Below are 23,186 nucleotides of genomic sequence, written 5' to 3'. Positions count from 1 at the left end.
TGTAAGTTATGCAGCCCGGAGTTCCCGCACCGTATCGCAGATATACGCCAGTTCCTCGTCCGTCACCGCCGGGTGGACGGGCAGGCTCACGACCGATGCCGCGAGTTCGTCCGATACCGGGCAGGAGGCGTGCGTGTTCTCATAGACGGGCTGCCGGTTGACGGGGATGGGGTAGTGGACGGCGGTCCCGACCCCCTTATCCGCGAGGGCGCTCATGAACGCATCCCTTGAGAGCGGGTAATCGCCGGGAACCTTCACGACGTACTGGTGGTAGACGTGCCGGACGTCCGGCGCGAGATTGGGCGTGACAAGCCCCGTCCCCGCGAGGTGGCGGTCGAGGTAGCGGGCGTTATGAATCCGGCGCTCGTTGAACCCCTCGAGCCGCCCGAGCTGCACGAGGCCGATCGCGGCGTCGATGTTCGTCATCCGGTAGTTGTAGCCGATAGCCGTGTGGAGGTACTTCCTGCTCTGGCCGTGGTTGATGAGGAGCCGGACTCTCTCCGCGAGGGCGTCGTCGTTGGTCGTGACCATGCCGCCCTCGCTGGTGGTCATGTTCTTCGTGGGGTAGAACGAGAAGCAGCCGAGGTCGGCGAGGCTCCCCGCCCGCTTCCCGTGGTATTCCGCGCCGTGCGCCTGGGCCGCGTCCTCGATGAGGATGAGGTTATGGTCGTCGCAGACCTCGCGGACGGCAGCGACACCGAACGGCTGCCCGAAGAGGTGGACGCCGATGACCGCCCGGGTCTCGGGCCGGATGAGGGCCGCGACCGAGTCGGAATCGATGTTGAACGTCTCCGGATCGACGTCCGCAAAGAGCGGCGTCGCCCCGCACATCGAGACGCTCGAGGCCGTCGCAAAGAACGTGAACGCCGGGACGATCACCGAGTCTCCCGGCCCGATGCCTGCAGCAAGCAGCGCCGCATGGAGCGCCGCCGTCCCCGAGTTGACGCCGACGGCGTGGGCGGCGCCGCAGTAGTCCGCGAACCGGGACTCGAACTCCGTGACGACCGAGCCCTGGGCGAGCATCCCCGACCGCATCACGTCGGCAACGGCCGCGATCTCCTCCTCGCCGACGAACGGCCGTGCGACGGGGATCTTCATCGGCACCGCCTCGCATCAGGGGGGAGCGGCCGGAACCGCGCCGGCGCGCCCACCGCGAGCATCCCCGGCGGGACGTCCTTCGTCACCACCGCGCCCGCGGCGACGAACGCGCCGGCACCGACAGTGACGCCGGGGAGGATGGTTGCGTTCGCACCGATGACGGCGTCGTCCTCGATCACCGGGCCCCGGAGCGACTCGTGCGGGCCGGGCGGGTAGCGGTCGTTCGTCAGCACGGCGTTCGGGCCGACAAAGACCCGGTCGCCGATACGGGCGCCGGTGGGGATGTAGACCAGGCTCTGGAGCCGGACATCGTCGCCGATCGTGCAGTCGCCCTCGATCACCGCCGCCGTCCCGATCGCGACGCGGTTCCCGATGGTCGTCTTCTCGCGGATCAACACGTTGTGCCCGGTCTGGAAGGCATCGCCGATCACGACGTCGCAGTAGATGATCGTGCCCGACCGGAGGACGGCGTCCCTCCCGATGGTGGTGCCGGGGTAGTCGCTCTCTCCCATCCGGTCGCGGGAGGGAAACCCGACGGTCACCGGCTCGAATATCGTCGCCCCTTCGCCGAGGGCGTTACGTCCATACTCTATCATTCAACCGTCACGCTCTTTGCCAGGTTCCGTGGTTTGTCGACGTCTCGTTGCAGCGCACAGGCGGTGTGGTAGGCGAGCAGCTGCAGGACGACCGACGCGGTCAGCACCTGCACCAGATGGTGTGTGTTTGGAATGGGGATGAAGATGTCCACGATCTCGGCGAGTTCCGTATCCCCGGCAACCCCGAGGGCGATGACCGGGGCTCTCCTTGCCTTCATCTCCTTGATGTTCGATGCCATTACACCGTAGGTCGGGCCCGGGGTGCAGACGGCGACGACCGGCGTCTCCTCCGTGAGGAGGGCGAACGGCCCGTGTTTGAGTTCCCCCGCCGCATACCCCTCGGCGTGGATGTAACTGATCTCCTTCATCTTCAGGGCGCCTTCCATCGAGACCGGGTAGAACGCTCCCCTTCCCACGAAGAAAACGTGTTCGGCCTTCGCGCAGAGGGCGACCGCCTCGTGGATGTCCTGGAGGAGGACGTCGCCGATGGCCAGGTGCGCGTGCGAGAGGGCATCGTCATACGCCCCCTCGCACCGGAGGTTGACGATCTGCATCAGCGCCGCAAGCTGCGCCGTGTAGGACTTGGTCGCGGCGACACCGATCTCGGGGCCGGCCCGCATCAGGAAGGTCTCGTCCGCAACCCGGGTGACCGTGCTCCCCTGCATATTGGTGATGGCGAGCGTCGGGCAGTTGCGGGCTTTCGCCATCTTCAGGGCGGCGATCGTGTCCGCTGTCTCCCCCGACTGCGAGACCGCGATCACGAGGCCGTGGAGCGGCGGGGTGAAGTACTTGAACTCCGACCCCACCTCGACCCGCACCGGTATGCCGCAGAGCGGTTCGGCCAGGTACTTGAAGACCAGGGCGGTGTGGTAGGACGTCCCGCACGCGACCAGGGTGATCTCGTCGGCCTCCCGGATCATCTGCCGCGCGCGGTCGTCGATGCCCGCCCTGATCGTCTCGTAGAAGGACTGGGGCTGCTCGTAGATCTCCTTTAACATGTAATGGGCGAACCCGCCCTTCCGGGTATCCTCGACGCACCAGTTGATCAGTTCGATCGGGCGCTCCACCGCCTGACCGTCGTGGTAGATGGTGTAGTGGCCGCCGGGCGTGAGATCGGCGACGTCGCCGTCTTCGAGGAAGATGACGCGTTCGGTGTACTCGAGGAGCGGCGTCATATCCGAGGCGGCAAAGATCTCGGCATCCCCGACGCCGAGGACGAGAGGGCTCGCATCGCGGGCGGCGACGATTTGCTGGGTGTCCTCCGCGATCACGAGGACGGCATACGAACCCCGGAGCAGGGGGAGGGTCGCGTTGACCGCCGCGAGGAGATCGCTGTCGTAATGCTCCTCGATGAGATGGGCGATCACCTCGGTGTCGGTCTCCGACCGGAACGCATGGCCGCGCTCTTCAAGCTGCCGTTTCAGTTCGGCGTAGTTCTCGATGACCCCGTTGTGCACCACGGCGATCCTTCCCGAGCAGTCGGTGTGCGGGTGGGCGTTGAGGTCGTTCGGCTCGCCGTGGGTGGCCCACCGGGTGTGCCCGATCCCGGTGGATCCAGTGAGATGGGCAGCTCCGGCCTCGCCGTCCGAGATGCGGCCGTTCTTCTTGTAGACCTCGACCGCACTCCCGACCGTCGCGAGCCCGAAGGAGTCGTAGCCCCGGTACTCGAGCCGCTTCAACCCCTGGATCAGGACGGGCGTTGCCTCCCGTCTCCCGATATAGCCGACGATCCCGCACATCTACATCACCCGCGTGCCGTCCTCGATGACTCCGACTACTGTCTTTTGCTCACCGACGGTGACATTGTTACCGGCTATGCAGTTCTTAAACGTTGTGAATGGTGCCGCGCGGACCCCCTCACCGAGGACTGCGCCGAACTCCTCCTTCTGAACACGGTCACCGACCTCGATGAAACTCGCGGAGGGGTAGGTGGTGGTATGGTCGGCGAGGATGCACCCCTGGCCGAAGACCGCCGAGACGATCCGTGAATGCGACCCGATCGTGACGTCGTTCATGATGAGCGAGTCGGCGACGTAGGTGAATGGTTCGAGCACCACACGGTCGCCGATGCTCGTATCGGGCATGATCACGGTGTTCGGGCCGATGTTGCAGTTGCTCCCGATGGTGACGGGGCCGTAGATGACGGTATTGGGGCCGATCGTCGTCCCGGCACCGATACGCACGGCGCCCCGGCGGATGACAGATGCGTCGACCGTCCCGGCGATCTCGGGTTTGATCCCCCGGAGCATCCGGCTGTTCAGTTTCAGGAGGTCCCAGGGGTAGACGGCGTCCTGCCAGTCGTCTGCCGGGATCGCCCGTATCCGCCGGCCCGACGCGATCATGGCGGAGAGGGCGTCGGGGATCTCGTTCGTCTGGAGGTAGGAGAAGACGTCGGGGGTGAAGGAGTAGATACCGGTCGATACCGTGAACGTCGGGGCGTCCTCGGGCTTCTCGATGATCTCGCGGACGATGCCGTTCCGGATCACCACGACCCCGAAGTTCGAGGGGTTCGGGTGTTCGGCGACGAGCACGGCGTTTCTCTCCTCCTTGATCCGGGCGATCGATTCGGCGTTGATGTAGTTGTCGCCGGGGAGGACGAGGAAATCGTCCGTGATCTCGGCCTGGGCCGCCCGGAGGGCATCCGCTGTCCCGAGTTGCCGCTCCTGCACGGCGACCTGGATCGGGGCGTCGAGTTTGTTGAGGTGCCGGATGACATCCTCTTTGCGGTAGCCGACCACCACCACGATGTCACGAATCCCGTTCTCGAGGAGGGCTTCGATGACGTAATCGATGATCGGCCGGTTCGCGACCGGGAGCATGGCTTTCGGCTTGCTCCTCGTCAGCGGCCGCAGACGGCTCCCTTCTCCCGCTGCCAGAATGACTGCCTGCATCATATCACCTGATGATTGAGTTCTCCTCGATGCATCCTTCAACGAAGGAGTGAGGGGCCACCCGGGTGCCGCTGCCGATGAGGCTCCCGACGTTGACCGAGCAGTTGATCCCGAAGAGGACGTCGTCGCCGATGATGGCGCCGAACTTCCTCCGCCCGGTGCTCTTCCCGCAGACCTTCACCGCCCTGTTGTCGTGCCTGAGGTTCGCGACCTTCGTCCCTGCGCCGAAGTTGCAGTTGCTCCCGACGATACTGTCGCCGACGTAGTTGAAGTGCGGGATCTTCGTCCCCGGCATGATGATGGAGTTCTTGAGCTCGGTCGCGTGCCCGATGTGGCAGTTGTCCCCGATGGCGGTGGAGCCCCGGATATAGGCGTGGGGGCCGATGACGCAGTTCTCGCCGATGACGCAGGAGCCCTCGATATAGGTTCCGGCCCGGATAACCGTCCCTTTCCCTATGCTGACCGTCCCCGGGACGGTGCATCCGTCCTCGATGATGCATCCGTCTTTAGCGGTGCATCCGTCCTCGACGATGCCGTGCCGTTCGCGGATCGAGGCGAGAAGACCCTCGTTTGCGTCGAGGAGATCCCACGGCTGCCCCACATCGAGCCAGTAGGCGAGCGGGTATGCCCTGAGCGTCCCCTCCCGGATATAGGTATCGAGTGCGTCGGTCAGCTCGAACTCACCCCGGCCCGAGACCTTGATGCCTGAAAGAAGGTCGAAGATGCCGGGGTCGAAGAGGTAGGCGCCCGCGTTGATCAGGTTGCTCTTCGGCTCCTCGGACTTCTCCTCGAGGCCGGTGATGCGGCTGCCTTCCACGGTCACCACGCCGTAGTCCTGCGGGTGGTCGGTCTCGTGGATCCCGACGCACGGAGCGTCCATCCGACAGAGTTTCTTGATATCTTCGGATTTGAGGATCATGTCCCCGTTCAAGAGGAGGAAACGGCCGTCGATCATCCCCGCCGTCACCCGCAGGGCGTCGGCGGTGCCGAGCTGGTGGCGCTGGGTCACGTAGGTGATCTTCACGCCAAGGCTGCTCCCGTCCCCGAAGTGGTTCCGGATCTCGCGTTCAAAGTAGCCGACGACGAAGATGAAGTCGGTGATTCCTGCATCGCGGGCCGCGACGACCAGGTGCTCCATCATCGGGCGGTTCGCGATCGGAAGCATCACCTTCGGGCGCCGGGCGGTCAGGGGACGCATCCGTTTCCCCTCTCCTGCTGCCAGTACGACACACTGCATATCTTACTCCAGAGTATGTTTTGCCTTCTCAAGGGCGGCATGCCCCGCTTCAAGCATCGCTTTCGCCTTTGCGGGTGTTCTTCCCTCGGCCGTGATCCGGACCTTCGGTTCGGTGCCGCTTGCCCGGATCAGGTACCAGCCGTCTTCATCCTCGAACCGGACGCCGTGGGTCGGCTCACTCGCTCCCATCGCCGCCATGATCTCCCGCGGGGCGCCGACCCGGTATGCCTCCCGCAGAAGAGTGTAGCGGGGCATCCGGTCGAGTTCCTCGGCGATCGACCATTCCGACGCGATCTCGCAGAGGAGGGCCGCGGCGTAGATCCCGTCCGGGCAGTAGGAGTGCCCCGGAAAGATCCAGCTTCCCGACGCCTCGCCGCCGAAGTCCCCCCAGGAGAGGAGCTCTTCGGAGACGAAACTGTCGCCGACCGGCGTGCGGCGGACCTCAGCGATCTCTTCGATCGCCATCGAGGCGTCGACGGTGGTGACGACGCGTTTTTTGTCGAGATATTTCGCAAAGAGCATGAGGAGGTGGTCGCCGTCGATGTAGCGGCCGCGCTCGTCGAACGCCATCATCCGGTCGGCGTCGCCGTCGTGAATCACCGCGCACGCGGCGTTCCGCCGCCGGACGATCTCGCCGATGTAGGGGAGGTTTGCTTCGAGCGGTTCCGACGGCCGGGCGAATCTGCCTGCGACGTTGCAGTTCAGGGCGACCACGCTCGCCCCGGCCGCGGCGAGGAGGTCGGGGGTGATGACGCTCCCGGCACCGTTGCCGCAGTCGAGGACGACGGTGACGGGGCGGGAGAGGCTGACCTGATCGAGGATAGCCTCCCGATGCGCGTCCACCGCGTCGATAGGGGAGACGTGCCCCTGTTCGTCCCAGGTCCTCCAGTGTGTGGCGCGGAGCGCCTCTTCGATCGCCGCCTGCTGTCGGAGGGTGAACGACGACCCGTCGGGGTTGAGGAGTTTGACCCCGTTGTAGGACTCGGGGTTATGGGAGGCGGTGATCATGCACCCTGCGTCCGTGTTCCGTGTAGCGTGCGCGACCGTCGGCGTGGGCGCGATCCCGCAGGAATAGACGGTTGCACCGGCCGAGAGCATCCCGGAGACGACGGCGTGCTCGAGCAATTCGCTGGTCGTGCGGGTGTCCCGGCCGACGGCGATCGTCGTAGCCCCGGCTGCGGTGACCGCCCCGATGCGGAGCGCGAGATCGACGAGCCCGGAGCCGAACTCCTGCCGGATGCCGGAAGAACCGAAAAGCATACCCTGTATAATCCTTTCTTTCCTAAAAAAAGGTATTCATCGTCCGTAGGGGCACCAGTGTTCGAGGCTGAGGAGGCCGCTGGCCCCGGCGGCCGAGGGTCCGAGGAATATCATCCGTTTCTTCTCCCGGTACTCGTCGATGCAGGCGACCCCCGAATCGCTCGTCATGCCGTCCCCGGCGACCAGGATGATATCGGCCGCGTCCGGCGTATCAACGAGCTGCCGCGCAAGCGCCCGCTCGAGCACCGGCATCGGGCCGACAAGGTAGAGCCGTTTCCCGGCGACCTCGCGGGAGAGTTCCGCGAGACAGGGGGCGTAGGAGTTGGGGGTGCAGGGCCGGAGCCTCCGTGTCAGGCAGAGAAACGCCGAGACGGTGTTGATGATCGCGCCCGCCGCGCCTCGCTGCTTCTGGTTGCCGAGCGGCGCACCGAACATAAAGGAGATCCGGGTGTTCGCCCGGACCGGTTCGCTCGTGATGAACTGCCCGATCCGCCCACCAAAGCATCCCTCCATGGCGACGCCTTTAGGGTACTGGCAGACGTCTGCGTCGTGGTTCACACTGAGCGTCACGATGCCGTCCTCGCATCCGCTGTCCGCGAGGATCGTCTCCAGTTTCTCGACTGCACTGTTCCAGAAACTCATGGTTCTTCCTCCGTATCCAATAATATTACCCGCACGGGCGACCCGTCGGTGCCTTTGAGTCGCAGGGGGAGCGCTGTCATAGAATAATCTCCTTCCGGCACGGCCGAGAGGTCGAGCAGCTCGAGGATGACCGTTCCGCTCCCGAGCAGCCGGCGGTGGACGGCCCCGTCGCCGTGAAACGACTCTACCGACGGGGTATCGATCCCGAGGCAGGCGATCCCGGCATCGGCGATCATCCCCGCCGCTTCGAGCGAGAGCGCCGGGTACCCGGGGTCGAACTCCCGCTGCCCGGAGAACCGGGTCTTTACGAGGACCGTCCTCGCGCCGTCGAGACGGCCGGCGAGATGGCCGGGCTCGATCACCTCCTCCGCGTCGGTGCAGTCGAGCACCCGCGCGGGCCCTACCAGCACCGCGAGCGGGATCTCGTCGACCGTTGGCCCCCCTTCGATGTAGTGCGACGGGGCGTCGATGTGCGTTCCGGAATGGCTCCCGATGGTCATCTCGGTCACGCGGTACTGCCCGTTGTCGATCTCGTGGAACCGGGGCCGGACGTCGCCCGGGTAGAGGACGCAGTCCTCGGAGAGGTCCCGGGTGATGTCGTAGATCATCGTGGGGACACCTCTCCCCGCCACCCGAACTGCCCGATCAGCGGCACGAAGCAGACGCCGCCGAGCGGGATCGTCTCCACCCTGCCTTCGCGTTTGACGAGTTTGACGAGGTCCTGGCACTCTCGCGGGCCGACGGGGGCGATCAGCCGTCCGCCTTCCGCGAGCTGCTCGATCAGGGGCTCCGGGACTGTGGGGGATGCCGCGGTGACGATGATAGCGTCGTAGGGCGCCTCCGGCGGATAGCCCTGCGTGCCGTCACCGACGACGACCCGGACACCGGTGACCCCCGCCCGGGCGAAGTTCTCCCGCGCCCGGTCGGCGATCTCCGGGAGGCGTTCGACAGAGACGACCTCTCCGGCGAGTTCCGCGAGGAGTGCTGCCTGGTAGCCGCTGCCGGTTCCGATCTCGAGGACGCGTTCGTGGGAGCGGATCTCCAGTTGTTCAGTCATGACGGCGACGATGTAGGGCTGGGAGATGGTCTGCCCCTCGCCTATGGGGAGCGGGCGATCTTCGTAGGCGGCACGCTCCCAGTTCTCCGGTACGAAGAGGTGACGGGGGATCTTCTCCATCGCGGCGAGCACCCGCTCGTCCCTGACCCCTCTCGCCCGGATCTGGAACTCCACCATCTCCTCGCGTTCCCGTCTGTAGGGATCGGCCTCCATCCTCCCGTCTCCCGGATCAGAATCCAGATTCCGCTTTGTCGATCGCGGCGTCGATCTGTGTCTGCAGGACCGCAGGCAGACCGCTGATCTTTACATCCAAAAACCCACGTATAATGGTTGCGGTGGCCTCCTCTTCGGAGAGACCCCGGGCCATGAGGTACTCGATCTCGTTGCGGGCGATCTTTCCGACGGCGGCCTCGTGGGAGAGTTCGGTGCCGGTCAGGGTTCCTTCGATCTCGGGGATGGCGTGGATGATGCCGTCTTTCAATATCAGGCCCTTGCACTCGATATGGCCCCGGGTGTTGTCCTTCTCGCCGAGGATGTGGCCGCGGGAGATGATGGTGCCGCCGGTGGTGATGGCACGGGTGACGAGTTCGGTGCTCGTGTTCTCGGCGGCGAGGATGGTGCGGGAGCCGAGATCGAGGGTCGAACCCGGAGTCGCGACGACGATGCTCGAGAACCGGGCGACGGCGTTCTTCCCGATCAGGCGGGCGGTCGGGTACATGTTGATCTGCCTGACCGGCTGCATGCAGACGTAGTTCGAGAGGAAGGTTCCATCCTCTTCGACGACGGTGGCGCTCCGCGGGAAGACGCTGATTCCGGGGTTCCAGTTGTGGATCATCGTGGACGTGACCTTCGCGCCTTTGCCGACGTAGATCTCAGTCACCCCGATATGCGCCCCGTGCTCCTTCTGCCAGGAACTCGCGCAGCCGGAGATGATGTTGATCTCTGAACCCTCCTGCGCGATGAAGATGTTGTGAACGTGCTGCACCGGCTCGTCGCGGAGGAATAGGCAGGCCTGAAGGGGCATCTCGACCTTCACCCCTTCGCGTGCGATGACGACGAGGCCCTGCGGGTTCTCCTGCTTCGCCAGGTACTGCGTGTATTTGTCTTTATCCTTCGAGACGGCGTTCCAGTAGTAGTCTTTGACCCAGTCGTACTTCTCGAGAGCGGCCTTGATGGGGAGCATCTCGACCCCTTCCGCCCCGCAGGTGGTCTGGATCACGTCCTGGTCGATCTGGAAGAAGCTCCCGCACCGGTTCTGCATCCCGACCTCGAGGCCGGTCAGGGCGAGGCGTTCCCGGTCCTTCTCCGATATCTGTTCGATATCGCCTACATCTGTTGGCAACGCAGACACTCTCCGTATCCTTTATCTTTGACCGCACGCAGGATCTCGCGGGGGTTCCCGTGGCACCGGATCCGGCCGTCGATGAGCACATGCCCCTGGTCGGCCTCGAGGTAATCGAGGATGTAGCCGGTGTGGGTTATGATCAGGCCGCTTTTGCGGCGGTTGACGATATGAACGTCTTTTTCGAGCAGGCCTGCGATCTCCTTTCCCATCAGGTTCATGTTCTCAAGGTCGACGCCGCTCTCCGGCTCGTCAAGCATGAGGAAGTCGGGCTGCTGGACCTTCAGCTGCAGGACTTCGCTGCGCTTGATCTCACCGCCGGAGAACCCCACGTTGGTGTCCCGGGTAAGAAACTTCTCCATGTTGACCGACTGCGCGAGCGCCTCGATCGCGTCGCTACCGAGGTGAGACGTGGCGGCGAGGAGTTTTCCGAGTTTCAGCCCCGATATCGTGGGCGGGTGCTGGAACATCATGCCGATCCCGAGATGAGCGCGTTCGTGGATCGGCATCCCGATGATCTCTTTTCCTTTAAAGACGATCGACCCGGACGTGATCTTGTATCCTCCGAACCCCATGACGGCTTTGAGCAGCGTGCTCTTCCCCGAACCGTTCGGCCCCATCAGGATATGGGTCTCCCCCTGCCCGATGTGGAGGTTGATATCGTGGAGCTTCTCGATGCCATCCACTTCCACGTGCAAATCACTGATATCCAGCATACAGCACTCCGTTTCATGTATTTGTCAGGGGATACATTAACACTTGCCAACAGGACAGTTGCTGTTTCGGCTGCAGGAAGGCTCGAACGCGGAGATTTTGCGGGTTTTTCGGTACGGCCGGGATTTCATCCGGAACGGGGCCGGGTTATGGAGCCCCGGCGGTTCACTTTCACCCCGCACGCGGCCTACGGTTAAGTAGCACCCTCGCTCCGTTTCATATATGGAGAATTCCACATTCACCACGTTTGCCTGCATCGCCGAGCGGGCCGCCCGGTACCCGACCGTTGTTCGGAGCAGCCAGATGCGTAAAGAGGTGTATACCGCCGCCGGCGGCCCGGCAAACCGCACCCCACTCCGGATAGAGAGCCTCGCGTAAGCCCTCTTTCCGGTCACCCCGCGAGATACTCGCGGGCTAACAGGTACGACCCGGGCCGGTCGTGGGCGTTGCCGGCGAGGTGGTTGTGGATGTCCACGGCGGCCTTTGCCTCACCGAGCATGGCGTTGTGGGCATCTACTGCACTGTTGTAGCCGCCGGCCATCCGATTGTATTCCGGGACGAGCCGGTTGTATTCGCGAGTCCTCCCCGACTGGAGGAGTCCTGCCATCTCCGCGTCGAGGGCCGCGAGAGCCTCCCGGCCATCTTCAAGTTCACGGGTGAGCGCCGCGAGTTCCTCTTCGAGTTCTCCGACCCGGCTGCGGGATGCGGTGAGGGCACGTTCGATCATCTCGACCTCGCCGCACGCCCCGTAGAACCGATCCGCGTCCCCGACCGGTATTACGAGCGGATCGGAGGAGAGAACCGTCCCATCCGCGAGCGCCGCCGGTGGGATACCCACATAGCTCCTGTTCGTGGTCTCGATGTAGGCGTAAGAGGTGTTGCGGTAGCAGCATCCGGCGCTCTTCGCCCCCACGGCCATGTGCTTCTCCTCCTCGAAGTAGAAGAGCGCTACCCCGTAGCCTTCCCGCGCGAGGAGCCCGGCAAGGAGGAGGCTTTTGTCATCGCAGTCGCCCGCGGCGTCGACGTAGGTCACGATCGGGAACTTTGGTTCTGTCGTCGAGGCATCGGTCTCATACGGGATCGACTGGACGAACGCGGCGATCAGTTCGAGGTAACGGTCGTCGTCGAGTTCTTCCCTGTCCCGGATCTCACGGAGCGCCGCGAGCAGGTCGGTATAGAACGGCTCCTGGTAGGAGTCGTTCACGAACGCGAGGTAGTAGATCGGGATCCACTCCTCTCTCGCGAGGTCTTCGTAGAGGTAGAGCTGCCGGTCGGCCGCCTTTGCGCCGGCGTAGATCCCCGGGTCGGGCTCAGTCCGGATCGTCTCCTCGCCGTCCCCGAAGGGGAAGGTGTGGACCGACGCCTCTATCGGGGCCGCTTCCCCGACCGGCACGATCGCCGGCGGGACCACTTCTCCCCGGGGCTCTCCAAGCGCCGGGAGGCTGTCCGGGCACCCGGCCGCGAGGATCGCGGCGGCGAGAGCGAGTGCGGGGAGGATTCGTCGCCACATGGTTATCAGGTATCGTCAGATAGGTCTCCGGGCGAGTCGATCGGGACCGCTCCGGTCTTCTTACCTTCCGTGGTCCGCCCCGGGAGTATTTATGCAGCGCGTTCACTTTCGCTGCGCGGCGGGTAGGTTGAAGGTCGGGAGAGTCCAACTCTGGCCGGGAATATGGGATTCGATCAGAACTGGCGGTCTGCCCGGTCGCCCTTCATCTGCCGCTTCGCGGATGAGGAGGCACGGAGGCTCCGGGACGACCTTCTCGCCGGATACCGCGACCGTACGCTCGAGGACGTCTTCTTCGGCCGCGAGGTGGCCTGCCCTTCCGGGACGTGCTACGTCGTCGAGTTCCGGAGTCCCCTCTCTCTCGATGCCCGGGACCCCGATCGGGCGGCAGCAGCCCTCCTTGGCGACCTCACCCTGGTTCGCGGGATCGGGGAGGCGACCCGCCGCCGCCTCGCGGAGCGGGGATGCCGGACGATCACCGATCTGATGGGGGATCCCCGCTACCGCCGGGACGCCGCACGGCTCCTCGACTCGGTGGCGGGAGGGGATACCCGCGATATCACGGCGGAGATCGAGCGGCGGCGGAAAAGGAGCGACCCACTCCTCCTCGAGGCCAGCCGGTTCCACGCGCCCGAAGAGTTTGTCTTCCTCGATATCGAGACGCTGGGGCTCTCCTCACGACCGGTCTTCCTCATCGGCCTCGGCCGGGTGAGCGGCGGGACGATCAGCGTCCGCCAGTACCTCTCGCGGTCGGTCGGGGAAGAGGCGGCGACGCTCGCCGCCGTCCTGCCCGACCTGGAGGCGGAGGGGGCGGCCCTCGTCACCTTCAACGGCCGGGCGTTCGACGTCCCGTACATCCGTGACCGGCTCGCCCGCCACGGCATCCGGGCAGACCTTGCCCTCCCTCACTTCGATGTCCTCCACTTCGCACGCGGGCGCTGGAGGAACTCGCTCGGCTCCTGCCGGCTCGGTGCGCTTGAAGAGGGGGTTCTCGGCCTCGCCCGGGAGGATGACGTCCCGAGCCGGATGGTGCCGGAGTTCTACGAGACCTACCGCAGGACCAGGAACCCCGGCCCGCTTGTCCCGGTCGTGGAGCATAACCGGCAGGATATCGTCTCGCTCGCCCGTCTCTTCGCGGTCCTCCGGGGGGACGGCGGAGTACAGAAACTATCGTGACGAATCCGCGGGAGATCGAAAGAATCGTTCCTTCGTGCCGCGTCCGGCCCGGAGAATATGTGTCTTTCTGGATTGTATGTTCACATGTGAATAAAAATCTGGATGCTCGATCTGGCGCGCATTTAATGATATATTTAACAATTGGGGGTTTTCCGGCGGGGGATTTGGAGCGAAATGTTTTTAACTCGCGGTTCCGACATTAAGAATTGCCCCCAATATCTTTTTAGAGTCTGTTTTTGTGGATCTCCGACCTGTTCATGCCAGTTCCTCCTCCTCGAAGATGAAGACCTCCTCGATGGTGGAACCGAGCGTTCGGGCCACCCTGTAGGCGAGTTTCAGGGAGGGATTGTACTTCCCCTTCTCGAGGAAGACGATCGTCTCCCTCCTGACCCCGACCTGCTGCGCCAGCTCCTCCTGGGTGATCCCCGTCTTCGCCCGGAGTTCCCGGATCCGCGTCTTCACCCGCCGTCCCCCTTCACGCCACGTCCCCCTGCCGGAAGAGATACCACTGGAAGAGCCGTGCGGAGAGCCCCATCAGCAGGATGGCGGAGAGCATCACGCTCTCGACGGTGAGGGCGAAGAGGCCGAGGTAGTCCACCCAGAAGAGGACCGCGAGGAAGACGATGGTGAGGAGCCAGGAGTAGGAGATACCGTATGCCCCGATCTTCTGCGTCCGTTCGTCTTTCTCCGGCTCGTCCCGGAACCTCCAGTGCCGAACCACGGCCACCGCGAGGATCACGAGGCCTATCGTCACCATAAGCGAGGAGATCGCCTCCGTCCCGTCCGTGAGGAACGGCAGGAGGATGCCTGCAGCGCCGAGAACCGCTCCCGCCGCGATCTGTACTGCGTATCGTCGCTTCATCGTTGCACCTGTTATGTATATCTAACATTGTGTTAGAAAAATATAACGTTTGCGGTAGCAGGCGACCGTGCTCGGGGAGATGATGCCCGCGTGTGTCAGGAATCTATTGTTCAATTAAGGATCGTCATCGGCGGGGAGGTCCGCACGGTGAACCTGACCGGAAGATCCTCGATTCCCGCGCTCCTTGCAGGGCCGGCGAGCCTCGGTGGAGCAGCCTTGCGGTGATAAAGAATGACTTAATGATTCGTTTGCTTAACCGTTTCGCATTGTGCATGGTTCTCCTTGAACAAGGCCTCCGGCCTCTGACATGCGGTAACCGCAGTCCGGTTGGTCTGACTGCCTCCACACCAATCCACCTTCCCCCCCCGCCAACCGCTACCGCAAATGCCCCGGCAGAACCTGCCCATCTGCCCATGCGCGGGGTCTGAAGAGTCTCCCGGTGCCGGGCAGGCAGGGCAGAAGGGTTGGCCCCCTGATCTTTGATCTCCGTAATTTTTCGAGATTTCTCCAAAACCTTAATTTTGATTGAGATTCTTTGGGTGCTGATCATCCTTGCACGAACAAGGTCAAACCATGAAACGGCTACTGATAATCTCAAACAGGCTTCCGGTCAACATCTCCAGAGAGAACGGCGAACTTCGCCTGCAGCGGAGCGTCGGCGGCCTCGCAACCGGGGTCGGCTCGTTTTACAAATCCTGCGAGAGCCTCTGGATCGGCTGGCCCGGCATGAACGTCCAGAAGCAGCAGGACGAGGAGAAGAACCGGATCATCGAGACTCTCAGAAAAGAGCAGTGCCACCCGGTCTTCCTCACCCCATACGACATCAAGCACTACTACGACGGGTTCTGCAACAACACCCTCTGGCCGCTCCTCCACTACTTCAATCTCTTCGTGGAGTACGACCCGAAGACGTGGGCCGTCTACCAGCGGGTGAACGAGAAGTTCTGCGATGCCGTGATGGAGGTGGCCCGGCCCGGCGACACTATCTGGGTCCATGACTATCACCTGATGCTCCTCCCGCAGATGCTCCGAGAGCGGCTCCCCGATGCGGAGATCGGCTACTTCCATCACATCCCCTTCCCGTCGTTCGAGGTCTTCCGCAACCTGCCCTGGAGGAGAGAGATCCTCTCCGGCCTGCTCGGAGCAGATCTCATCGGGTTCCATACCTACGGCTACGTCCGCCATTTCCTCTCCAGCGTCCGCCGTGTCCTCGGCTATGAACACTCTTTCGGGGAGGTCAGGACCGGCACGCGGATGGTACGGACCGACCTCTTTCCGATGGGTATCGACTACCACCGGTTTGCCGACGCTGCAGAGAGCGCCCCTGTCCAGAAGGAGATAGCCGGGATCCGTGATAAGTACGGGAAGCGCAAGCTCATCCTCTCCTTCGACCGCCTGGACTACACGAAGGGCATCCCGCTCCGGCTTGAGGCCTTCGATACGCTCCTCGAGAAGAAACCGGATTACCAGGGGAAGGTCTCCCTCGTCCTCGTCGCTGTTCCCTCCCGGACCGGCGTCCACAGTTACCAGGCGCTCAAGAAACGGATCGACGAACTTGTCGGGAGGATCAATGGAAAGTACGGAACGACCGACTGGGTTCCCGTCCATTACTACTACAACTTCCTCCCGTTCGAGACGCTCGTCGCGTTCTACAGCGCCGCCGACGTCGCCCTGGTGACACCGCTCCGCGACGGCATGAACCTGATGGCGAAAGAGTGCATCGCCACGAGAACCGACGGCAAAGGTGTCCTCATCCTCTCCGAGATGGCCGGAGCAGCTGAGGAGCTCGGCGAAGCGATCATCGTCAACCCGAACGATCAGGACGCGATGATCGAGGCGATCGAGACGGCGCTCGCCATGCCGGAGAAGGAGCAGATCGATCGGAACCGGACGATGCAGAAGCGGTTGATGCGCTACGACATCGAGCGCTGGGTCGGTGACTTCCTCACGCGCCTCGGGGACGCCCGGGCAGTCCGGGTCGAACGCTCCGAACAGATCGTCACCCCCGCCATCCGCGACGAACTGGTCGCGGCTTACAGCACCGCGACCGACCGGCTCCTCCTCCTCGACTACGACGGCACCCTGGTTCCGTTCGCCGCAAATCCTCAGAAGGCGGTTCCCGGCGATGCAACACGAGAGGTGCTCACGTCCCTCTCCCGGACGCCTGGAAACGAGGTGGTAGTGATCAGTGGCAGGGACCGGTCCACGCTGGACGACTGGTTCGGGGACCTGGATATCGGGATCATCGCCGAGCACGGTGTCTGGATAAAAGAGCGCTCCGGGGAGTGGCGGATGCCCGAACCCCTCCTGGACGAGTGGAAAGAGGAGATCTACCCCCTCCTCGAACTCTACACGGACCGCACGCCCGGCGCCTTCATCGAGGAGAAGGATTACTCCCTCGTCTGGCATTACCGGAGAACCGAACCGCTGCTCGGGGCGCAACGGGCGAAAGACCTCAAAGACGATCTCCTGCACCTGACATCAAACCTCAACCTCGGGATCATGGATGGGAACAAGGTCATTGAGATCAAGAACAACGTCGTCAACAAAGGAAGAACGGCGCTGAACTGGATTTCGGAGCGTGCCTGGGAGTTCATCCTCGCCATAGGAGACGACCGGACGGACGAAGACCTCTTCGAGGTGGTGCCGCCGGACGCCTACTCGATCAAGGTCGGGCTCGCCCCGAGCAGGGCCAGGTTCAACCTGGTTTCCCAGCGAGACGTGCTGCCCCTGCTCAGGGAGTGTATCGAGCATGAGAACGAGTGCGGGGGCGGGAAAAAAGGGAAGGAGAAGGGCGTTATTGAGTCGATGGCTCCGGGATGACCGACCTGACCGTCAGGAAGACCGGGCCCCGGAGGTCCACCTTTCTGTTGTGGTCGGTTATGTGCCGCATCGCGTACTCCTCGATCCGCAGGTTGACGTCGGAGGGGAGTTTCGACATCTTCACCTGGACATGCGTCCCTTCGCCGCACCGCGCCGCCTCCTCGATACGGGCAGCGGCGAGGCTTGATACCGCGTCGAGGTAGGTTATCCCGGTGGAGATGCCTTCCTGTCGGACCTTCGCCCACTTCTCGATATCCGGGACGCCGAGCACCGAGCCGTCGTGAACATAGACCTCGTTTGCACAGGCCGGCCCGCAGAGTTTCGTGTTCGACTCGGGCTCCTCGACGATCACCTCGACCGTTCTCCCCGCGATCTCGCCCTTCCATGCGGTGAAGGCGCACGGTCCGGGGGCGGCCGCGTGTTCGGCCGCCGTAGCGCGGATCGCCTCCGCCATCTGCTTTCCGGCCACGGATCTCGGTTCTTCGCGGAGGTGGACGGCGCCGGCGATCTCGCGGTCGCCGATCTCCTGAGGGAAGAACTGCGGATAGGTGAGCTGCCGGACGTCGTTTGACTGGTAGGCGATCATCGCCAGCCGTTCCACCCCGAGGCCGAGGTTCATCACCGGCACGCCGATCCCGTACTCCGCGAGCGCCGAGGGCGAGTAGATCCCGAAGGTGGCGACCTCCACCCAGCCGAGGACCGGGTGGCGGGCATAGACCTCCGTCTGGGTCTCGGGCATGTAATACTTCGACCGCTTCTCGTCGGGCTGGAACCGGAACTCCTCAAAGCCGAAGGCCGAGAGGAGCGCTTCGCTGATGGCCTTTCCCTCTTCGAGGGTGACATCCTCCCCCGCAACGATGCAGGAGGCCGAGTGGTAGGTCATCAGGCGGGTGGGCCCCTCTTCCTGCTCCCGCCGGAAACACCGATCGATCGAGAAGAGCCGTATCGGGAGATGGCGCTTCTCCCATAGGGAGGAGAGCGTCAGGAACCAGCCGCTCGTCATGTGGCTGCGGAGGGTGTTGCGCGACGACTCGGGGGCCAGTTCCCGGAACTCGGGGAAGACCGCGTCCAGGATATGCACCACGGCGGCGTCGTCGGCCTCGAGGACGGCCGCGAGTTCGTGCGTCAGTTCGTCGCCGTCGATCGTCCCCTTCTTGTAGCCGTGGAGGGTCTCGCGGAGTTTCGCCTCCGTCTCCGGTGAGACCGCACGGCCGAGGATGGCCTCGATCTCCTCGATCTGCTTTCGGGCAATCCCGACGTTCGGCCGGGGCAGCCCGCCGAGATAGAAGACCCGGTCGAGGACGGCCATGGCCTCGGGGCCGAACTGCCGGTAGATGTCCGATTCTTCGACGATCAGGGGGTTGATCGCCTCGTCAAACCCCATCGCGAGGTAGGTTTCGCGGAGCCGCTGCACGATCTCGAAGATCGGGTGCGGCCTCGCCCGGGTGTATTTCAGCCGGGGGTACCGGCCGGAGACCCCGGGCGGGGTCAGCACCGACGGCCCTTCGTGCCAGGCATGCTCGAAGTCCTCTCTCGCCCTCTTCTTGAACTCTTCCACATCGAATCTCATACGTCTCGCTCCAGACAGACGACCCGGCTCACCGGGCTCTCGTCCCTGATACTATAATCGCAATGCTTTGTGATCTTCTCGCAAAATGCCCGTATTTCGCGGTGTTCGGGAATCTGCTCCCTCTTCAGTCGGTTTCTACTGTACCCCAGATGCATATAACCCTTTACCTCGATAAACCGGGCGCCGGAGTCCTGGTAGAGCGCGGCGTATCCCTCGGGCGCGAAGTCGTTGTAGCCGCGGACCACCGTGGTCCGGACGGCCGACCGGCGCCCTCCAAGCCCGGCGAGGCTCTCCTGCACCCGCTCCCAGCAGTCCTCCCTCGGCCGGCAAAGGGCGAGGTAGGTCTCGCGGTCGGGAGCGTCGAGAGAGACGTAGATCTGGTAGGGCCGGCACCGGGCGAGGACGTCCGGGTGGGTGCCGTTCGAGACGAGGAAGGTCGTGTAGCCCTCGGCGTTGAGGCCGTCGACGAGTTCCGGGAGGCGCGAGTAGCAGGTCGGCTCCCCCGAGAGGGAGATCGCGACCATCGTGGGGGCGAGCGCCTCCGCGAACCGTTCCGGCGCGACGTAGGGCGAGACCTTGTAGCCCGAGAGCGCTCTCTTCTGGAGGCGGCGGAGGTTTGCGATGATGACGTCCGGCGGGCACTCCTTCTCCTCCACGACCTCGTGCTCGAACGACCGCCAGCAGAAGAGGCACTGCTGGTTGCACTTGAGCGTCGGGGTCATCTGGACGCAGCGATGGCTCTCGATCCCGTAGAACTGCGCTTTGTAGCACATCTCCCCGCCCCTGAGCGCCCGCTTGTTCCACATGCAGGGTTTTACGGCCGCCGAGGAGGCCGGGCTGACGAACTGGTAGCCCTGCCTCCGCAGAGCCTTACATGCTTCTGAGTGCATCGATCCCGAGCGTCCCGAGCGACTCCTGCAGGGTGTTCCTGACCGCGTCCACGAGCGCGAGCCGGCTGCTCCGGGTCTCGCCCTCGCTCTTCAGGACCGGGTCGTAGTGGTAGAAGGCGTTGAAGAGGTCGGCGAGTTCGCGGGCGTAGGCGGCGAGGAGGTGCGGCCGAAGTTCCTCGACGGTCTGCTCGATGACGGCCGGGAACCGGGCGAGGTGCCGGGCGAGGGCGACCTCGTGATCGGTCTCGTAGTGGTAGGCCCGCTCGAACTCGCCGGCCTTCTCGAGGATGCTGCAGGCCCGGGCATGGGCGTACTGGATGTAGGGGCCGCTCTGCCGCTCGAAGTCCAGCGCCTCCTTCCAGTTGAAGACGGTGCTCTTCTCGGGGGAGACCTTCACAATGTCGTAGCGGACGGCGGCGACGGCGACCGACTTCGCGATCGCGCACCGTTCCTCCTCGGGGAGTTCCGGACGGCGGACGGTCACTTCTTCGAACGCCTTTGCGGTCACCTCCTCGATCAGCGCGTCCGCCGAGACGAACTTCCCTGCCCGGGTGCTCATCGAGCCTTCGGGGAGGGAGACGAACTCGAAGAAGACGATCTCGGGCGGCTTCTCGCCGAGGAGTTCCAGGGTGGCCCGGAGCTGGGCGCCGATCAGTTTGTGGTCCGCGCCGAGGACATCGATCAGCCGATCGTAGTTGCGCCCTTTCCAGGTATGGTAGGCGAGGTCGCGGGTGCTGTAGACCGAGGTGCCGTCGCTCCTCCGGAGGATGTACTTCTTCTCGAACCCCTGCTCGGTGAGGTCGACCCAGAGTGTCTCATCCTCGTGGGCCTGCGGCATCCGCCGGACACGCTCGAATATCCGGTCGACGTCGCCGATCCGGACGAAGTCGCTCTCCCAGACGAACCGGTCGTGGTGGGCGTTCAGGGCGGCGAGGGTCGCTCGGATCCCCTCCGCGCAGAGGGAGACGGCCGTCCGGAACTTTTTGACGGTCTGTGCGTCGCCACGCTCCACCTTCTGCATGAGGCGGTCGATCTCTTCGGTGATGGCGGGATCCTTCTCGATCGCCCGGTTCGCCGCGACGTAGACCCTGGCGATGTAGTGATCCTCCTTCTCGCCCTCCGCCCGGTCGATACCGAGGTGCTCGAACCCCCAGGAGACGATGGCGATCTGGCGGCCCATGTCGTTTAAGTAATACTGCACCTCGAGCGGGTGCCCGGCCTTGCGGAACGCACGGGCGAGGGTGTCGCCGATGACGGTGTTCCTTATGTGACCGACATGGAGCGGCCCGTTCGGGTTCGCGCTCGTGTGTTCGAGGACCACCCTGCCGGAACGGCGCGTGAGGGCCCCGTAGCCCGGCTCAGTCGCCTCCCTGACCGCTTCTCCGAGGAGTGACGGGCCGAACCTGAAGTTGACGTAGGGCCCGGTCGCCTCGACCCGGATATCCCCGAGTTCAGGGTTCCCCGAGAGTTTCTCCGCGATATCGGCGGCGATCTTCTGGGGTGCCTGCTTCTCGACCTTCGCACGTTTGAACGCTATCGTGGAGGCGAGATCGGCGTGATCTCCCCCCGTCGTGAGGAGGACATCCTCCTCGCCGGTGCATGCCCGGAGCATGCGCTCGATCTGGCGATACTTCTCCTGGTACATCATCAGTATCCCGTCCTGTAACGCAGGATTGCAGCGATCCCGCCGAATGCGTTGTAGAGCATCGAACCTTCTTCGAAGTCGTCCGATATGATCTTGACCGTCGTGCTGCTCTGGTCGGCGAGCGCGGTCAGTTCGTCGATGATATCGGTCTCCTCGGCCACGTAGAGCGGTGCGCCGTCTTTCGGGCAGGTGCCGAAGTCGAGGTCTTTGATGTGTTTGCCCGGTTCGAGGCTGACCGTCTGCTCCTCGGTGTAGTCATCGTTCGGGCAGGCAAGTTTCAGCCGGGCCCGCCGGAGTTTGTCGGAGAGGAGGAGGGTGTCGACGGCGCCGAGTTCCAGGTTCTTCCTGACGCTCTCCTCGCCGTAGGACGACGCTCCATCGTCCTTCACCAGTTCCTGGAGGAACCGGTTCATCACGTTCTTCTCCTTGATGATATCGAGGCCTTTCAAGGCATCCGACGCGTTCTCGACGAGTTCAGCGAGCCCCGACTCGTTCGTGTAGGAGACATCGAAGAGCCCGATGATCCGTTTCTGCAGCTCGTGGTGGAGGAACTCGCCCGCCTCGAACTCCTCCTTCGTCGGGGTCGGGCCGCCGATCAGCACGCCCTTGAACCGCACGAAGAAGTCCTTCTCGGCAAGGAAGATATCGCTCGCCCGGTCGCCGATCTTCTTGTAGAACTCGTTGATGGCGATCAGCCGCAACCGCTGGAACCGGACGCTCGACTGACCTCCTTTCCGCTGCTTGCCGGGAACCGTCGAGGTGACCCCGTGGACCGGCTCGATCCGGTTGCCCCGCAGGAAGCCGATGTAGGCCTCCCGCCGGTCGAGGACGATCAGGCCGTAGACCTCCTTCTCCCCGAGCATCTGCTGCAGCGGTTCGAGTTCGAACGAAGAACTGCACCGGTAGAGGTAGGTATTGAGCGGCTCGGGCGGCTCGATGATCTCGCACTCGAGGTCGGTGCGGTCCCCGCCGATATTGATCGTGCCGCAGAAGACCGCCATGCCGTGCTCCGGCGGGCGCTTGTAGTATTTCAGGCGGGAGAGGATGGAGGATATGGCACTCTGGACGTTGGTACGGGTCTGTTTGCTCTTGATGTTCGCACACTGTCCGAACTCGTCACGGAGCTGGGCGGTCACGTCGTATATCTGCTTGTCCGGGGGTATATAGAGTGTGATCAGCTCGGTGCCGCTCCCCTCCTTCTCCGCAAGCCGTTCAAGCATCTTTTTAAATTCGTAGCGCTTTCGCGCGGTATCCATCTCTTGCGTCTCTTCCATGAGGGTTTCACCAGGCCAGCCAAAGGTTGTTCATATATCGAAGCTGTTATGCGTTTCTCCGGGGACGGCATAAATCTGCGCACATTCGCCGATCCCTCCCGGCCCCTCACCCGAGGCACCGGCAGACCAGGCAGATAGTCTTTGCATCGACGATCCGTCCGTCCGCGATCATCGCCTTGACGTCCCCGACGGGGATACGGACGACCTCGATCACCTCGTCGTCGTCCATCGAGTAGTCCGAGCACGGCGAGAGCCCCTCTGCGAGGTAGAGCCAGATCCGTTCGTCGGTGTAGCCGGGAGAGGGGTAGATCCAGCCTTTCGGGACGAAGGTCTCCGCCTTCATCCCGGTCTCCTCGATCAGTTCCCGGTATGCGGTCTCGTGCGGCTCCTCGCCCTCGTCGATGGTGCCTGCCGGCGCCTCGTAGATGTAGTCGTCGACGGCGAACCGGTACTGCCGGAGGAGGTAGCAGTCGTCCCCCTCGAGGGGGAGGATCGCGACCGCGCCGCCGGGACGGACGATCACCCGCTCCTTCTTCGTGCCGTTCGGGAGGGTGAACTCCCTCGTCTCGATGCTGAGCCTCTTGCCGCGGTAGATCTCCATC

At 63.8% G+C, this 23,186-nt stretch carries 23 protein-coding genes; 4 read left to right on the top strand and 19 right to left on the bottom strand.

Annotated features, from left to right (window positions below):
* Window positions 1–6: 6 nt before the first annotated feature.
* From FKB36_RS06350 to FKB36_RS06300, 11 genes are read right to left on the bottom strand one after another with little or no spacing between them, the layout of a single operon-like run.
* Window positions 7–1,098 carry a DegT/DnrJ/EryC1/StrS family aminotransferase gene (locus FKB36_RS06350; RefSeq protein WP_261597201.1) on the bottom strand — a complete coding sequence of 364 codons (1,092 nt, stop codon included), beginning with the start codon at window positions 1,096–1,098 and terminating at the stop codon, window positions 7–9.
* Window positions 1,095–1,694, bottom strand: coding sequence for an acyltransferase (locus tag FKB36_RS06345; RefSeq protein WP_261597199.1), 600 nt, complete (start codon window positions 1,692–1,694; stop codon window positions 1,095–1,097). The genes FKB36_RS06350 and FKB36_RS06345 overlap by 4 nt, the downstream gene beginning before the upstream one ends.
* Window positions 1,691–3,433, bottom strand: a complete 1,743-nt coding sequence (gene glmS, locus FKB36_RS06340) for a glutamine--fructose-6-phosphate transaminase (isomerizing) (RefSeq protein WP_261597198.1) — start codon at window positions 3,431–3,433, stop codon at window positions 1,691–1,693. Before glmS ends, FKB36_RS06345 begins: the two co-directional genes overlap by 4 nt.
* Entirely contained in the window at window positions 3,434–4,588 is a 1,155-nt protein-coding gene (gene glmU / locus FKB36_RS06335; protein ID WP_315901823.1) for a bifunctional sugar-1-phosphate nucleotidylyltransferase/acetyltransferase, read from the bottom strand.
* Between the two features lies 1 nt (window position 4,589).
* Entirely contained in the window at window positions 4,590–5,822 is a 1,233-nt protein-coding gene (gene glmU, locus FKB36_RS06330; protein ID WP_261597197.1) for a bifunctional sugar-1-phosphate nucleotidylyltransferase/acetyltransferase, read from the bottom strand.
* Between the two features lie 3 nt (window positions 5,823–5,825).
* The gene (gene glmM / locus FKB36_RS06325) at window positions 5,826–7,082 is read right to left on the bottom strand and encodes a phosphoglucosamine mutase (protein WP_261597196.1); all 1,257 of its coding nucleotides are present in this window, start codon (window positions 7,080–7,082) and stop codon (window positions 5,826–5,828) included.
* A 36-nt stretch (window positions 7,083–7,118) separates the two neighbouring features.
* Window positions 7,119–7,724 carry a hypothetical protein gene (locus tag FKB36_RS06320; RefSeq protein ID WP_261597195.1) on the bottom strand — a complete coding sequence of 202 codons (606 nt, stop codon included), beginning with the start codon at window positions 7,722–7,724 and terminating at the stop codon, window positions 7,119–7,121.
* A complete protein-coding gene (locus tag FKB36_RS06315; RefSeq protein WP_261597194.1) occupies window positions 7,721–8,332 on the bottom strand; it encodes a cyclase family protein in 612 nt (203 codons plus the stop codon). Before FKB36_RS06315 ends, FKB36_RS06320 begins: the two co-directional genes overlap by 4 nt.
* The gene (locus tag FKB36_RS06310) at window positions 8,329–8,994 is read right to left on the bottom strand and encodes a protein-L-isoaspartate(D-aspartate) O-methyltransferase (RefSeq protein ID WP_261597193.1); all 666 of its coding nucleotides are present in this window, start codon (window positions 8,992–8,994) and stop codon (window positions 8,329–8,331) included. Before FKB36_RS06310 ends, FKB36_RS06315 begins: the two co-directional genes overlap by 4 nt.
* 16 nt (window positions 8,995–9,010) lie before the next feature.
* Window positions 9,011–10,123 carry a SufB/SufD family protein gene (locus FKB36_RS06305; protein ID WP_261597192.1) on the bottom strand — a complete coding sequence of 371 codons (1,113 nt, stop codon included), beginning with the start codon at window positions 10,121–10,123 and terminating at the stop codon, window positions 9,011–9,013.
* Complete coding sequence (locus FKB36_RS06300; protein WP_261597191.1) at window positions 10,108–10,839, bottom strand: ABC transporter ATP-binding protein; 732 nt, start codon at window positions 10,837–10,839, stop codon at window positions 10,108–10,110. Before FKB36_RS06300 ends, FKB36_RS06305 begins: the two co-directional genes overlap by 16 nt.
* A gap of 220 nt (window positions 10,840–11,059) precedes the next feature.
* On the opposite strand from FKB36_RS06300, the gene FKB36_RS06295 reads away from it, so the two are divergent.
* Window positions 11,060–11,215: a hypothetical protein gene (locus FKB36_RS06295; RefSeq protein ID WP_261597190.1), complete on the top strand. Its 156-nt coding sequence runs from the start codon at window positions 11,060–11,062 to the stop codon at window positions 11,213–11,215.
* 13 nt (window positions 11,216–11,228) lie between these two features.
* Here FKB36_RS06295 and FKB36_RS06290 read toward each other — a convergent pair whose 3' ends face one another.
* Window positions 11,229–12,347 (bottom strand): hypothetical protein, encoded by a 1,119-nt coding sequence (locus FKB36_RS06290; protein WP_261597189.1) that lies wholly within the window; start codon window positions 12,345–12,347, stop codon window positions 11,229–11,231.
* A gap of 162 nt (window positions 12,348–12,509) precedes the next feature.
* Between FKB36_RS06290 and FKB36_RS06285 the strand changes: the two genes are divergently transcribed.
* Window positions 12,510–13,520, top strand: coding sequence for a ribonuclease H-like domain-containing protein (locus FKB36_RS06285; RefSeq protein WP_261597188.1), 1,011 nt, complete (start codon window positions 12,510–12,512; stop codon window positions 13,518–13,520).
* Between the two features lie 255 nt (window positions 13,521–13,775).
* Here FKB36_RS06285 and FKB36_RS06280 read toward each other — a convergent pair whose 3' ends face one another.
* Both FKB36_RS06280 and FKB36_RS06275 read right to left on the bottom strand, forming a co-directional pair.
* A complete protein-coding gene (locus FKB36_RS06280) occupies window positions 13,776–13,982 on the bottom strand; it encodes a helix-turn-helix transcriptional regulator (RefSeq protein ID WP_261597187.1) in 207 nt (68 codons plus the stop codon).
* Window positions 13,983–13,995: 13 nt separating this feature from the next.
* Complete coding sequence (locus FKB36_RS06275) at window positions 13,996–14,382, bottom strand: hypothetical protein (protein ID WP_261597186.1); 387 nt, start codon at window positions 14,380–14,382, stop codon at window positions 13,996–13,998.
* A gap of 90 nt (window positions 14,383–14,472) precedes the next feature.
* Here FKB36_RS06275 and FKB36_RS06270 point away from each other — a divergent pair, with 90 nt between their 5' ends.
* Both FKB36_RS06270 and FKB36_RS06265 read left to right on the top strand, forming a co-directional pair.
* Complete coding sequence (locus FKB36_RS06270; protein WP_261597184.1) at window positions 14,473–14,607, top strand: hypothetical protein; 135 nt, start codon at window positions 14,473–14,475, stop codon at window positions 14,605–14,607.
* Window positions 14,608–14,955: 348 nt separating this feature from the next.
* Window positions 14,956–17,205, top strand: a complete 2,250-nt coding sequence (locus FKB36_RS06265) for a bifunctional alpha,alpha-trehalose-phosphate synthase (UDP-forming)/trehalose-phosphatase (protein ID WP_261597183.1) — start codon at window positions 14,956–14,958, stop codon at window positions 17,203–17,205.
* On the opposite strand, the gene sepS is transcribed toward FKB36_RS06265, so the two are convergent.
* The 5 genes from sepS to FKB36_RS06240 all read right to left on the bottom strand — a co-directional run bounded on the left by sepS (window position 17,180) and on the right by FKB36_RS06240 (window position 23,185).
* Window positions 17,180–18,775 carry an O-phosphoserine--tRNA ligase gene (gene sepS, locus FKB36_RS06260; protein ID WP_261597182.1) on the bottom strand — a complete coding sequence of 532 codons (1,596 nt, stop codon included), beginning with the start codon at window positions 18,773–18,775 and terminating at the stop codon, window positions 17,180–17,182. The genes FKB36_RS06265 and sepS overlap by 26 nt on opposite strands.
* Window positions 18,772–19,665, bottom strand: a complete 894-nt coding sequence (twy1, locus tag FKB36_RS06255; RefSeq protein ID WP_261597181.1) for a 4-demethylwyosine synthase TYW1 — start codon at window positions 19,663–19,665, stop codon at window positions 18,772–18,774. The genes sepS and twy1 overlap by 4 nt, the downstream gene beginning before the upstream one ends.
* Window positions 19,646–21,310 carry an arginine--tRNA ligase gene (gene argS, locus FKB36_RS06250; RefSeq protein WP_261597238.1) on the bottom strand — a complete coding sequence of 555 codons (1,665 nt, stop codon included), beginning with the start codon at window positions 21,308–21,310 and terminating at the stop codon, window positions 19,646–19,648. The genes twy1 and argS overlap by 20 nt, the downstream gene beginning before the upstream one ends.
* A 2-nt stretch (window positions 21,311–21,312) precedes the next feature.
* Window positions 21,313–22,584 carry a peptide chain release factor aRF-1 gene (gene prf1 / locus FKB36_RS06245; RefSeq protein WP_261597180.1) on the bottom strand — a complete coding sequence of 424 codons (1,272 nt, stop codon included), beginning with the start codon at window positions 22,582–22,584 and terminating at the stop codon, window positions 21,313–21,315.
* 106 nt (window positions 22,585–22,690) lie between these two features.
* Window positions 22,691–23,185: an NUDIX hydrolase gene (locus FKB36_RS06240; protein WP_261597179.1), complete on the bottom strand. Its 495-nt coding sequence runs from the start codon at window positions 23,183–23,185 to the stop codon at window positions 22,691–22,693.
* Between the last annotated feature and the right edge of the window lies 1 nt (window position 23,186).

It is taken from the genome of Methanoculleus formosensis, from assembly GCF_025384765.1.
Taxonomy (GTDB): domain Archaea; phylum Halobacteriota; class Methanomicrobia; order Methanomicrobiales; family Methanoculleaceae; genus Methanoculleus; species Methanoculleus formosensis.
Note: the sequence above shows the minus strand (reverse complement) of the source record. Positions and strands in the feature narration are given on the sequence as shown.